This window comes from uncultured Marinobacter sp. (assembly GCF_947259545.1).
Classification (GTDB): domain Bacteria; phylum Pseudomonadota; class Gammaproteobacteria; order Pseudomonadales; family Oleiphilaceae; genus Marinobacter.
Window position 1 is genome coordinate 269,752 of the sequence record NZ_CAMYMK010000011.1, and the last position, 12,339, is coordinate 282,090.

Annotated in this window: 13 protein-coding genes; 11 read left to right on the top strand and 2 right to left on the bottom strand. The window is 57.2% G+C overall.

Annotated features, from left to right (window positions below):
• Window positions 1-208: 208 nt before the first annotated feature.
• Together Q0Y21_RS18015 and Q0Y21_RS18020 are read left to right on the top strand one after the other, a co-directional pair.
• Window positions 209-985 carry an FCD domain-containing protein gene (locus Q0Y21_RS18015; RefSeq protein ID WP_297798354.1) on the top strand — a complete coding sequence of 259 codons (777 nt, stop codon included), beginning with the start codon at window positions 209-211 and terminating at the stop codon, window positions 983-985.
• A gap of 51 nt (window positions 986-1,036) precedes the next feature.
• On the top strand, window positions 1,037-1,813 hold the full coding sequence (locus tag Q0Y21_RS18020) for a crotonase/enoyl-CoA hydratase family protein (protein WP_297798356.1): 777 nt from the start codon (window positions 1,037-1,039) through the stop codon (window positions 1,811-1,813).
• Here the strand turns inward: Q0Y21_RS18020 and Q0Y21_RS18025 are convergent.
• A complete protein-coding gene (locus tag Q0Y21_RS18025; protein ID WP_297798358.1) occupies window positions 1,779-2,651 on the bottom strand; it encodes a hypothetical protein in 873 nt (290 codons plus the stop codon). The two genes, Q0Y21_RS18020 and Q0Y21_RS18025, sit on opposite strands and share 35 nt — an antisense overlap.
• Before the next feature lie 103 nt (window positions 2,652-2,754).
• On the opposite strand from Q0Y21_RS18025, the gene Q0Y21_RS18030 reads away from it, so the two are divergent.
• Genes Q0Y21_RS18030 through Q0Y21_RS18040 form a run of 3 tightly spaced genes read left to right on the top strand, consistent with a single transcriptional unit; the run spans window position 2,755 to window position 4,959 of the window.
• Complete coding sequence (locus tag Q0Y21_RS18030; RefSeq protein ID WP_297798360.1) at window positions 2,755-3,384, top strand: metallophosphatase domain-containing protein; 630 nt, start codon at window positions 2,755-2,757, stop codon at window positions 3,382-3,384.
• A gap of 30 nt (window positions 3,385-3,414) precedes the next feature.
• Window positions 3,415-4,398 carry an LLM class flavin-dependent oxidoreductase gene (locus Q0Y21_RS18035; protein WP_297798362.1) on the top strand — a complete coding sequence of 328 codons (984 nt, stop codon included), beginning with the start codon at window positions 3,415-3,417 and terminating at the stop codon, window positions 4,396-4,398.
• Window positions 4,399-4,434: 36 nt separating this feature from the next.
• Window positions 4,435-4,959 carry a YqiA/YcfP family alpha/beta fold hydrolase gene (locus Q0Y21_RS18040; RefSeq protein ID WP_297798364.1) on the top strand — a complete coding sequence of 175 codons (525 nt, stop codon included), beginning with the start codon at window positions 4,435-4,437 and terminating at the stop codon, window positions 4,957-4,959.
• On the opposite strand, the gene Q0Y21_RS18045 is transcribed toward Q0Y21_RS18040, so the two are convergent.
• Window positions 4,943-5,392 carry an META domain-containing protein gene (locus Q0Y21_RS18045; RefSeq protein WP_297798366.1) on the bottom strand — a complete coding sequence of 150 codons (450 nt, stop codon included), beginning with the start codon at window positions 5,390-5,392 and terminating at the stop codon, window positions 4,943-4,945. The genes Q0Y21_RS18040 and Q0Y21_RS18045 overlap by 17 nt on opposite strands.
• Before the next feature lie 169 nt (window positions 5,393-5,561).
• Here Q0Y21_RS18045 and dctP point away from each other — a divergent pair, with 169 nt between their 5' ends.
• The 6 genes from dctP to Q0Y21_RS18075 all read left to right on the top strand — a co-directional run bounded on the left by dctP (window position 5,562) and on the right by Q0Y21_RS18075 (window position 12,285).
• Complete coding sequence (gene dctP, locus Q0Y21_RS18050) at window positions 5,562-6,590, top strand: TRAP transporter substrate-binding protein DctP (protein WP_297798368.1); 1,029 nt, start codon at window positions 5,562-5,564, stop codon at window positions 6,588-6,590.
• 108 nt (window positions 6,591-6,698) lie between these two features.
• Window positions 6,699-7,292, top strand: a complete 594-nt coding sequence (locus Q0Y21_RS18055) for a TRAP transporter small permease (RefSeq protein WP_297798370.1) — start codon at window positions 6,699-6,701, stop codon at window positions 7,290-7,292.
• Between the two features lie 34 nt (window positions 7,293-7,326).
• Window positions 7,327-8,610, top strand: coding sequence for a TRAP transporter large permease (locus tag Q0Y21_RS18060; RefSeq protein WP_297798372.1), 1,284 nt, complete (start codon window positions 7,327-7,329; stop codon window positions 8,608-8,610).
• 32 nt (window positions 8,611-8,642) lie between these two features.
• Window positions 8,643-9,083, top strand: a complete 441-nt coding sequence (locus Q0Y21_RS18065) for a universal stress protein (RefSeq protein WP_297798373.1) — start codon at window positions 8,643-8,645, stop codon at window positions 9,081-9,083.
• An 87-nt stretch (window positions 9,084-9,170) separates the two neighbouring features.
• A complete protein-coding gene (locus tag Q0Y21_RS18070) occupies window positions 9,171-10,754 on the top strand; it encodes a hypothetical protein (RefSeq protein WP_297798375.1) in 1,584 nt (527 codons plus the stop codon).
• 118 nt (window positions 10,755-10,872) lie between these two features.
• A complete protein-coding gene (locus Q0Y21_RS18075; RefSeq protein ID WP_297798377.1) occupies window positions 10,873-12,285 on the top strand; it encodes a sodium:alanine symporter family protein in 1,413 nt (470 codons plus the stop codon).
• The last annotated feature ends 54 nt before the right edge of the window (window positions 12,286-12,339 follow it).

Genomic DNA, 12,339 nt, shown 5'->3' on the forward strand with positions numbered 1-12,339 from the left:
CTTAACGTCCTCCGGACGGGATGAGGCTAGTATAAATTGGTAATACCAATTTACCGATACAGTCTGATAAGGTATGTGAGTTGTTTATGGACTGTCAAAGTTAAACGCTAATACATTGGTCTGATAGCTATGGTAGAACGCCGCCTGAATTCGTCAAATGACAGCCAACGCGGCATTGGTCAGACCAATAACTAATCGCGGGAATAAAATGGCTATCGGTCAGATTTCACCAAAGCGTCTTGCAGACACTATTGTCGAGCAACTGGAAACCATGATTCTGGAAGGCACGCTGCAACCCGGGGAGCGATTACCGGCCGAGCGGGTACTGGCTGAGCAGTTCGGGGTATCCCGCCCTTCCCTCCGGGAAGCGGTTCAGCGGCTCGCGGCCAAGGGGCTTCTGGTCAGTCGTCAGGGGGGCGGGCATTATGTGGCTGAAACACTGGGCTCCAGTTTCAGCGACCCGCTGATCGGACTGCTGGAAAACCGCCCGGATGCCCACCGGGACCTGCTGGAGTTCCGCCGCACTCTGGAAGGCGACTGTGCCTATTACGCAGCTCAAAGAGCCACGGAAGTGGACAAGGCTCAACTCAGGGAAGCCTACGAAGCCCTGCAGGCCTGCTACAGCAATTGCAACAAGCAGGATGTCCATGCAGAGGGAGCCGCCGACGCCCGCTTCCATCTGGCCATCGCCGAAGCCAGCCACAACGTCATTCTGCTACACACCATTCGCGGGCTGTTCCACATGCTCAAGAACAGTGTCGTCAACAACATCGGTGGCATGTACGCGAAGACCGTGGAAACCCGCAATGGACTCATGGACCAACATCAACAGTTGTTCGACGCCATCATGGCAGGACGTGCCGAGGAGGCACGTGAAATAGCCGGGCAGCATATCCAGTACGTTCAGGGTGTGCTGTCAGAACAGTTCGAGAGCCATCGGAGGCTGGAGCGCTCACTGCGCAGAGACAAGCTGAGTCGCAGTTGAGATGCTACTTTGAACCGCAGACCAACGTTATCGGCTATACAGGACACACTCATGACTGACCAACCCGTGCTCACCTCCGTAGACGACGACATTCTGACCATCACCATCAACCGGCCCGACAAACGCAATGCCGTAGACAGACCGACAGCCAATGCCCTGCGACAGGCGTTTATGGAATTTGAACAGAACCATGCATTAAAAGTGGCCGTGCTTTGCGGTGCCGGTGGCAACTTCTGCGCAGGTGCGGACCTGACCGCAGTGGGTGATCCTGAGCGGCGCAATGAAATCGATCCCCATGGCACCGGTCACGGCCCCATGGGCCCCACCAGAATGGCGTTGTCGAAACCGGTTATAGCAGCTGTCTCCGGCTATGCGGTCGCCGGTGGACTGGAGCTGGCCTTGATGTGCGATCTACGGGTCGTGGAAGAATCCGCAGTGTTCGGCGTTTTCTGCCGGCGTTGGGGCGTGCCGCTGATCGATGGCGGCACCGTGCGTTTACCCCGCATTGTCGGCCACGGGCGCGCCATGGACATGATTCTCACCGGCCGGCCGGTTCAGGCCGATGAAGCACTGGATATAGGGCTGGCCAGCCGCAAGGTTGCCGATGGCACGGCGCTGGAAACAGCTCAAAAAATGGCCCGGGACATCGCTGGTTTTCCGCAAAAATGCATGCTGGCAGACCGGGCGTCCGCTATCCATCAATGGGACCTGGACATGCATGAGGCTCTGGTATCAGAGGGCGCGGCCGGCTACCCCGTGGTGTTCGAGGAAGCCGTGGAAGGCGCAAAGCGATTCAAGGATGGTGCCGGGCGTCACGGCCAGTTCTGAGCAGCCCTGCAACCCAGTCCGACACGTCAGGATAGACGCCCATATCCAGCACGAATTCCTGACCACGGGCGGCACAATCCAGATAGCAATACGGCGGCGCAAGCCGCCAGCGGTCAGGGCGGGTGTGGTAGCTCAACGCCGGCCTGCCATCGCCGGGGAAGAAACCGGATGGCAGCCGCCATTGGGTGGGCAGGCGTCCATCCGGATCGCTCAGCACCAGCGGCGCATCGAGATGGGTAAACACTCCGCTGCCCGGAAACGGCTTCTTTTCATCTGCCAGGGAAAAGCGGTCAGAAGACACATACAGCGTATTACCAGTATCTGGCTCACCATGAAAATGCGGATGATAACCGGCCCAGGGCAAGGCGCCAGGTGCCAGGTCGTCAATCCGGTGAACGTCCCCGATGTGAAGCCAACCCCAGATGGCATGAAATGGCCGCGAGCCCGGGACAAAGCGCCAGCGTCGCTGCCAAACCTCCGCCCTGCGGAACACACCAAAGAACAGAAACAGGTCCCCGGCACTCACGCCCTGATTACGCAAATGGCCCTGGGCGGAGCCCGTCTGCCCCAACACCGGACGCCAACCTTCTGCACGGGGAAAAGCGTCAGCCACCAGGTCCGGATCCAGATGGGCGCCGTGGTTGCCACGGATTCTTCCCCTGGTCAGATCCCGGGCAATCTTTCCCAGTCTGCGCTCGCCATGGGTTACATCATCGTAGCGAATTCGGGACTGGCTATCGGGAATGGGAAGCACACACAGGGAGCCGTCCGGCAGCACCGGGCTCGGACACCCGCCGGCGGAGGAATCAAACCCTTTTCGGCTCAGAATCAGGCGCATGGACTCACTGCAAAATCATGGATGACATATCGGGGGGCAATGCTATCTTAGATTCCGGGTGGTTGCCCGCATCAACGTCCAACTCTCAGCCGGATAACGAACCATGAGACTTGTCTGTATTTCCGATACCCACAGCATGCACCGACAGATCCAGGTGCCCGATGGCGACATCCTGATCCACTCCGGTGACTGTCTCGGTGTGGGGTCGCTGGATGAGCTGGAAGACCTGGACAACTGGTTCGCCGAACAACCCCACCCGCACAAGATTCTGATTGCCGGCAATCACGACTGGTGTTTTCAGGACGAACCACAGGTCGCCCGGGCCCTTGTCAGACATGCCCATTACCTGCAGGACAGCAGCCTCGAACTGGAAGGCCTGAAATTCTGGGGCAGCCCATGGACACCCGCGTTCTTTAACTGGGCCTTCAATCTTGAACGCGGGGCGGAACTGGCTCAGCGCTGGGCCAGAATTCCACGGGACACCGACGTCCTGATTACTCACGGACCACCCGCGGGCATCCTCGATACAGTACCAACCGGAACCGGCTCGCTGAGCGTCGGCTGTGAGGATCTCGCCAGCATGGTTGAAACCCTCGATCTCAGGCTCCATATCTTCGGGCACATCCACGAGGGATACGGCCAACAACAGATTGGTCAACGCCGGTATATCAACGCAAGTACCTGTACCGGCAGCTTCAAACCCCTGAACCCACCCATCGTGATCGATCTTTAGTCCAAAGATTCGATGTATTCGGAGCAAGATATGCCACAACGCCCGCCATTTTCGCTGCTGGAACTGGCTTCCGTTCGCGACGGCGACTCCGTCGGCACCACCCTGGCCAACAGCGTGGCCTATGCCCAGCACGGGGAAAAGCTGGGGTTCAAACGATTCTGGCTAGCCGAACACCACAACATGGAGGGCATCAGCAGTTCGGCTACGTCCGTGCTGGTTGGCCATATTGCCGGCAAGACCTCATCCATACGAGTCGGCTCTGGTGGCGTGATGCTGCCCAACCACCCGCCGCTGGTGATTGCCGAACAGTTTGGCACACTCGCCTGCCTGTATCCGGACCGCATCGACCTGGGTCTTGGGCGTGCACCGGGCACCGATCCGATCACCAGCCGGGCACTGAGGCGTGACGGACTGGGAGCCGAACAGTTTCCGGAAGATGTGGCACGCCTGCAGACTCTGTTGGGACCATTGCAACCCGGCCAACCGGTCAAGGCGATTCCGGGAGCCGGCACCAACGTACCAATCTGGCTGCTGGGGTCCAGCCTTTACAGCGCGCAACTGGCTGCCATGCGGGGACTGCCCTACGCCTTCGCCGGGCATTTCGCTCCGCGGCTGTACCGCGAGGCGCTCAAAGTCTATCGCGACCACTTCCAGCCTTCGGAGCAGCTGCAAACGCCCTACGCCATGCTCGCGGTGCCCGCTATTGCTGCGGACACGGACGACGAGGCGCAATGGCTGGCCACCACCAGTTACCAGCGCATCCTGGCGCTGTTTCGTGGTCAGCCACTGTGGATGAAACCACCGGTGGATACCATGGAAGGGCTGTGGAATGCGGGCGAAGAAGCCAGCGTCCGGGATTTCCTGGGATTGCAGGTACTCGGTGGCCCGTCATCCGTACGGGATCAACTGGACCGCCTGCTGGACACCGTGGACGTGGATGAACTCATGTTCACCGTCGATATCTATGACCCGGAAAAACGGCGTCATGCCCTGGATATTCTCAGCCGGGCCTGACGCCCCTCAGACAACATAAAGGATGGACTCCGGAAAATGGCAGCAAAGACCACCCACGTATTTCTCTCCCACGGTCTCGAAAGCGGCCCGGGAAGCACCAAAATTCAAGCCATGAAACAGGCAGCGGAAGCCTTTCCCGGGGTTGTCGCTATCGCAGTCGATCACCGCATCAGCAAAGATCCCGCTACCCGTCTGGAACAGATGAAGGATGCAATGGAGAAGGCAGGAGCCGTTCCGGAACGTACTGTCCTGGCTGGCTCCAGCATGGGCGGCTGGGTCTGTGCGCAAACCAGTGCCCACCAGCGGGTTCTGGGTTGCTTCCTGCTGGCGCCGGCACTTGCCCTCCCCGGCTACCCACAATCACGCCCGGTCATTCAGGCTGACCACATACAGCTCATTCACGGCTGGGATGACGACGTGGTTCCGGCCATGCCTGTGATAGAGCTCGCGGAACACCAGAAACTACCCATCCTTATGGTGCCGGACGGCCACCGCCTGGAGAACAGCCTGGAACGGGTGGTTTCCGAGTTCCGCCAGTTTCTCATCAGGGCTGGCTTATAGCTTCGAATTCCGCCAGCGCCTGGCCGTCAGTGTCCAGTAATCGCAAGTAACGAGCCTCCATCTGGACTCCGGCGGTGTTCTCCAGCGCCCGGAAAAATGCCGGCTCAGGAATATCGGCATTCTGGCAGGCGCGGCGGGTACTGGCCATGCGGCTGAATACCAGATTCCGGTTGTTGATGACCTCGTATTCGCCACGGAAGGCATTACAGCCGCTGAAGCCGTTTACAACCCCATCGTCCCGCAGAATCAGGTGCGCTTCACTGGCCGCCCCGGAATCCGGTGTCGGCACACCCGCCAACGCCTGAAGCTTCCAGTATGTATTGGTCAACGGCACTTCACCTCCGCCCATCATGGGTTGTGACATACACCCAGCCAATACCATCAGGCAGCCGGCTAAAACCGGCAACCGCCATGCCATCCACGATTTTTTCATCCTATTCCCTCTCTTGGACACGATGCACTGCAATCATTTTCCATTTCACTTCAATACGATACCGCCCAGCAATCTAAATTGGCCATTTTCTTGCGAAAATCACGTTGTTTTGCCAGTCTTTAATAATGCAGCAAGTGTTTGGAGTAAAAAACTAAATGGAGACAACACGATGAGCAGCTTAAGCAAGTTCAAGAAACTGGCTGGAATTTCAGCGATCGCGTTCGCGGCCATGACAGCCGCCAACTCAGTAAACGCTGCTAACTGGCGCTATGCGCATGAAGAATACGAAGGCGACGTCCAGGACGTATTCGCCTACAAGTTCAAAGAATACATTGAAGAGAACTCTGACCATACCCTGCAGGTTTATCGCTTCGGTGAACTGGGCGAGTCCGACGACATCATGGAACAGACCCAGGCTGGCATCCTCAACTTTGTAAACCAGTCACCAGGCTTTACCGGCTCCCTGATCCCGGAAGCGCAGATCTTCTTCATTCCCTACCTGATGCCCACCGACATGGAAACGGTCATCGAGTTTTTCCGTGAGAGTGAAGCGATCAATGAGGACTTCCCCAAGCTCTACGCGGAAAAAGGGCTTGAGCTTCTGCAGATGTACCCGGAAGGCGAAATGGTCGTCACCGTCGACGAACCAGTCACCAAGCCGGAAGATTTCAATAACAAGAAGATCCGGGTAATGACCAACCCGCTGTTGTCTGAAACCTATGACGCCTTCGGTGCGACCCCGACGCCTCTGCCCTGGGGTGAAGTCTACGGCGCCCTGCAGACCAACATGATTCAGGGTCAGGAAAATCCGATCTTCTGGATTGAGTCCGGCGGACTGTATGAAGTATCCCCGAACCTCGTCTTTACAGCCCACGGCTGGTTCACCACTGCCATGATGGCCAACCAGAACTTCTATGAAGGTCTGTCCGACGAGGACAAGCAGCTGGTACAGGATGCCGCGGATTTTGCCTTCGAGGAGATCCTCGTTCATATCGACGGCCTGGCCGAAGAGTCACTGGCAAAAATTCAAAAGGCCAGCGACGAGGTTACAGTCACCCGCCTGAACGATGAACAGATCGAAGCCTTCAAGGCCCGTGCGCCCCAGGTGGAGAAAAAGTTCATCGAGATGACCGGCGAAAGTGGCAAAGAACTGCTGGAGCAGTTCAAGGAAGATCTGAAAGAAGTTCAGAACGACTGAACCTGAAGGAACCTTTCCCGCCGGCGCCGCCCGGCGGGAAACTGTATTAACCCCGCCCCGCCGGGGACCTCCTACCGGCCGGGGGCGATCTGTTCTGGAGCAGAACCCATGTCCGAGAACTCCCCGGATCTAGAAGACGATACCGGCACCTACGAGTCCGGCCTGCCCGGGTTTCTGGGAACCATCGACGAAATCATTGCCAAGACAGAGGCCGTCATGCTTGCGGTTGGCGTGATGCTGATGGCTGTCAACACGTGCGTCAACGTTATTGCACGATTTGTCTTTGGTGAAGGCCTGTTTTTCTCCGGTGAGATCAACCGGATCCTTATTATCCTGATCACCTTTGCAGGTATTGGCTACGCGGCCCGCCATGGCCGTCACATCCGTATGTCTGCGGTTTACGATACGATTCCGCCCAAAGGAAGAAAAGTACTGATGATTTTCATTGCCCTGTTTACATCCCTGGTCATGTTCTTCCTCTGCTACTACTCCTTCGAATACGTCCAAACCCTTTACGGCCGTGGTCGAATTCTGCCAGCGCTGGGGTTTGAGATCTGGTGGATTTACGTCTGGGCTCCTATCGGCTTTGCGATCACTGGCATTCAGTATCTCCTCACTGCCATCAAGAACTTCACCAGTAAGGATATATACCTCTCGACCGGTGTGATCGACGGATACTCGGACAGTGAATCGGAAGTCTGAACCCTGCAGCCGCTTTAACAAAGGATAGAAACTCATGGCAACTATAATGATGGTGATCATGATCGGGCTGCTACTGCTGGGCTTCCCGATGATGGTTCCGCTGATTACCGGTGCGGTGGTCGGTTTTGTAATGATGTTCGATGGCTTCGGCCAGATGGGCACTTTCATCCAGCAAATGATGGGGGGCATCCGCCCCGCCTCGCTCATTGCCGTGCCCATGTTCATTCTGGCGGCGGATATCATGACTCGCGGCCAGTCCGCCGATCGTCTGATTCATATGGTGATGGCGTTCATCGGACACATAAAAGGCGGGCTGGCAATCAGTACCGCCACGTCGTGTACCCTCTTCGGTGCGGTTTCCGGCTCAACCCAGGCGACGGTTGTCGCGGTCGGCTCTCCACTGCGGCCCAAACTCCTCAAAGCCGGCTATTCCGACTCGTTTTCACTGGCGCTGATCATCAATTCCAGTGACATCGCTTTTCTGATCCCCCCCAGTATCGGCTTCATTATTTACGGGGTTATATCCGGGACCTCCATTGCAGAGCTGTTTATTGCCGGCATTGGCCCCGGCGTCATGATTCTGTTCATGTTTTCAATTTACTGCCTGATCTATGCCTACATTAACAAGGTTCCCACCGAGGAGAAGGCTGGCTGGAGAGAGCGGGGGGTCGCCGTCCGCGAAGCGCTGTGGCCTCTGTTCTTCCCGGTTATCATTGTGGGCGGTATCTACGGCGGCATATTCAGTCCGACCGAGGCTGCAGCCGTCTGTGTGCTTTATGCCTTCTTGCTGGAATTCGCGGTTTTCCGCTCGCTGAAACTGCCGGACATCTATCGGATCGCCAAATCCACCGGCCTGATTACCGCTGTGGTATTCATACTGGTGGCTGTCGGCAACGGCTTTTCGTGGATTATCTCCTTTGCACAGATTCCCCAATCTATACTGGAGGCTGTCGGCGTTAACGAGGCCGGACCGGTCGGCGTGCTGATTGCGATCTGCATTGCCTTTTTCGTCGCCTGTATGTTTGTCGACCCGATTGTGGTCATCCTGGTGCTGACGCCGATCTTTGCACCGGCAATAGAAGCCACCGGTCTGGACCCGGTGCTTGTCGGGGTGCTGATTACGCTTCAGGTGGCGATTGGCTCCGCAACGCCACCCTTCGGGTGTGACATATTCACCGCCATTGCCATATTCAAACGCCCATACTGGGAAGTGATTCGCGGAACGCCACCGTTTGTCTTCATGCTGGTCGCAGCAGCGGGACTGATTATCGCCTTCCCGCAAATCGCGCTGTTCCTGCGTGACGTCGCGTTCCGCTGAAGACAGTAAAGAGCAATTTCAGGGAGAAGAGCATGTTCAAAAGAATCCTGGTGGCTGTTGACGGATCCAAGTCTTCTTTCAAGGCCATGGACAAGGCCATTGCGCTGCAGAAGCTCACGGAAGCCGAGATTTATCTGCTCTGCGTTTACAAGCACCACAGCCTGTTTGAGGCATCCCTGTCCATCGGGCGTCCCGAAGGCATGGATATCCCTGACAAGGTGTTGTCGGAGTACGCCAGGGATGTGGTCAACCACGCCAAGGAGCATGCAATAGAGCTGGGTGCCGTAAAAGTACGTGGCTTCGTCAAGGCCGGGCGCCCCTCCAGCGTCATCGTGAAGTTTGCCAAGGAAAAAGAGGCAGACCTGATCGTGGTCGGCTCCCGGGGCACACACAGTGACAAGGACGGCATGCTGCTTGGCAGCGTGTCCCACCGGGTAGCATCCCGCGCCAAGTGCCCGGTACTGGTGGTGTAATTTTCTGAGTTTCCACACACAGATCCGTCATTAAAGCGTCATCTGTTTGCGTTAAAAAAGATCCGACATTTTTTTGGAGCTGTATCAATGTCGGATCAATCCTCCCTTCTTGTTGAAAAACTCTGGCAACTCAAGCGACGGATCGATAAGGGCGAGTGCCCGGACATCGCTTTCGTTCACCTGAACAACCTGCTGCGGGAACCCGGCTACCGCAGTGATGTGTTGCGACGCGTTGAGTCGTCTGGTTCCGAACGCCTGAAACGGCTTGCTGAAGATATCCGAGCCCTGGACTCCGGGGGCCCATTGATGGCGACAACAGCGGCTGAAACCATTGAATCACGACAACCAGCGACACAGCAGAAACCTCAATCCTGGCTTCGCCGGAACCTGATCTGGATGATGCCGTCTACTGCGGCTGCCGCCATCGCCGCGTTTGGCTTTACTGCGTTTGAACCCCAAACCATCCGGGTACACGAAGACATCGTTTCAGACGCGGTCTGGGAATCGGGCAAGACATACGTTCTGGAGAAATCGATCTTTGTCGAGGGCGCTGACCTGACCCTTGAGAGTGGCGTCACGGTAAAGGGCGACAACGGATCTGCACTCATTGTCACCAGGGGCAGCAAACTGTTTTCCCGCGGTCGCCCCGACAGCCCGGTAGTCTTCACCAGCAACCAACCCGAGGGGCAACGCGCCCGTGGTGACTGGGGCGGCGTGGTCGTCCTCGGCAAGGCTCCGGTCAACCAACCCGATGCAGGTATTGAGGGCATCTCCGCCAACGATTCCAGGGGCGCCTTTGGCGGCAACGACGCTCGTTACAGCTGCGGCGTCATCGAATACACCCGTATTGAATTCGCCGGTTTCGAGGTCTACAAAAACAATGAACTCAATGGTCTCACCCTTGGCGGCTGCGGTAGCGATACCATTGTCCGCAACGTACAGGTGCATCGTGCCCTGGATGATGGCATCGAAATGTTTGGAGGCTCTGTAGACCTCAAGAACATTGTTGTGACTGGCGCTGCGGATGACAGCATTGACTGGGATTGGGGCTGGACCGGCCGCGTACAGTTCCTTGTTGTCCAGCAACACCCGGATGTGGGTGATAACGCCTTTGAGGGCGACAACAACGGTAATGACCATCAGGCGCGGCCACGCTCAGAACCGTGGTTCTACAACGTCACCCTCGTCGGCACCGGACAGACCGCGAAAAAGCATCGGGGCATGGTCCTTCGAGAAGGCACTGGCGGGCACTTCCACAACATGATCATCGACAGTTATGGCATTGAAGCCGTCGACCTGAGGGACGAAATCTCATCGCTGATTGGCAACGGCAGGCTGACCTTCTCCAACAATCTGATTGCCAATACCGGCAAGCTCGGCAAAAGCACCGATGAGTCGGGGTCAGATAATGACGACTTTGGCTTCAGCGAAGGACAATGGCTGGCAGCCGCGGACCAGGATAACGTGAGACGCCTGGACAGCGCGTTGCACGTGACAGCCAGGGACCCGGTCGATCCTGACTTCCAGACACGGGTGCAAATGCGCCAGATGAAAGCCACACAACCTCCAAAATCGGAGTTCTTCGACGAGTCAGCGAATTACGCAGGGGCCCTGAACCCACGCCTGCAATCCAGCTGGCTGGACAGCTGGACAGCCTACCCTGAGAGCTGACCCCGCATCTGCGGATGTCCGAGTCAACTTCGGATATCCGCAAGTTTCCTCAGAATACGCCATGCTAGACTCCCGCCCCCACTCTTAAATTCAAATCCCAGAGTCACAAGGCGTCACCATGACTGCAATTGTCGATTTCCTGAACTCTATTCTATGGGGCTACGTCCTCGTCTATGGCCTACTGGCCGTGGGTGTTTTTTTCACGATTCGCCTGGGCTTTCTCCAGTTCGTCAACTTTGGTGAGATGGTTCGCGCAATCCGCGGTTCGCGGGAGAGCGACGTTCATGGCATCTCCCCCTTCCAGGCCCTCTGTACCAGCCTGGCGTCCCGGGTCGGTACGGGCAACCTTGCCGGGGTTGCCGTTGCCTTGTACCTGGGCGGATCCGGTGCGATTTTCTGGATGTGGATGGTTGCCCTCGTGGGCATGGCCACGGGATATGCTGAAAGCACCCTGGCACAGCTGTATAAAGTGCGTGACGGCAAGGGGCAATACCGGGGCGGCCCTGCGGTCTACATTGCCAAAGGTCTGAAAGCGCCCTGGGCAGCCGCCATTTTCGCGGTCTGCCTGATTCTATCCTTTGGATTAATATTCAACGCGGTACAGGCCAACTCCATTGCCGACGCCATGCAAGGCGCGTTCGGGGCACCAAAACTCGGTGTTGGTGTGGTGATCGCAATACTCGCTGGCATCGTGATCTTTGGCGGTCTGCGCAAGATCGTACGCTTTGCGGAGTTTGTCGTGCCTTTCATGGCCGGCGCCTACGTCCTGCTGGCACTGATCATCATGGCCATGAACATTACAGAAGTGCCTGGTGTGCTGGCCATGATTGTGAAAAGCGCTTTCGGTCTGGAAGAAGCCGCAGGCGGTGCGGCCGGATCCATTACCGCGGCCATGCTGAACGGTATCAAGCGCGGTCTGTTCTCCAACGAGGCGGGCATGGGGTCCGCACCCAACATTGCCGCCACTGCCACCCCGGCCCCCCACCATCCCTCTTCCCAGGGACTGGTTCAGGCATTCGGGGTTTTCGTGGATACCATCATCATCTGCACAGCTACAGCCGTGATGATCTTGCTGGCCGGCGTTCTTGAACCCGGGTCGGGGGTGACCGGCACTCAGCTGACCCAGCAGGCCATGGAGGCTCACCTGGGTGAATTCGGTAGCTACTTTATAGCCGTTGCCATTCTGTTCTTCGCCTTCACGTCCATCGTGGCAAACTATACCTATGCGGAAAATGCCCTGATCTATCTCAAGGGCGGCAATACCCTGGGACTGACACTGCTGCGCCTGGCAGCACTGGCGATGGTCATCTGGGGTGGCTACGAAGCGGTGATCACCGTCTTCAACGCCGCCGATGCGTCCATGGGGCTGATGGCAACCATCAACCTGATTGCCATTGTGCTGCTATCAGGCACGGTCGTGAAGCTGACCAGGGACTATTTGGCACAACGAAAGCAGGGTGACGTGCCTCATTTCAAGTCCAGGGATTACCCCGAACTGCACGAGAAGATCGACAGCAATATCTGGCACTGATCCTTACTGCCTGCACACCGCTATGTCGGTGTGCAGGAGGGCCACTTCTATTTC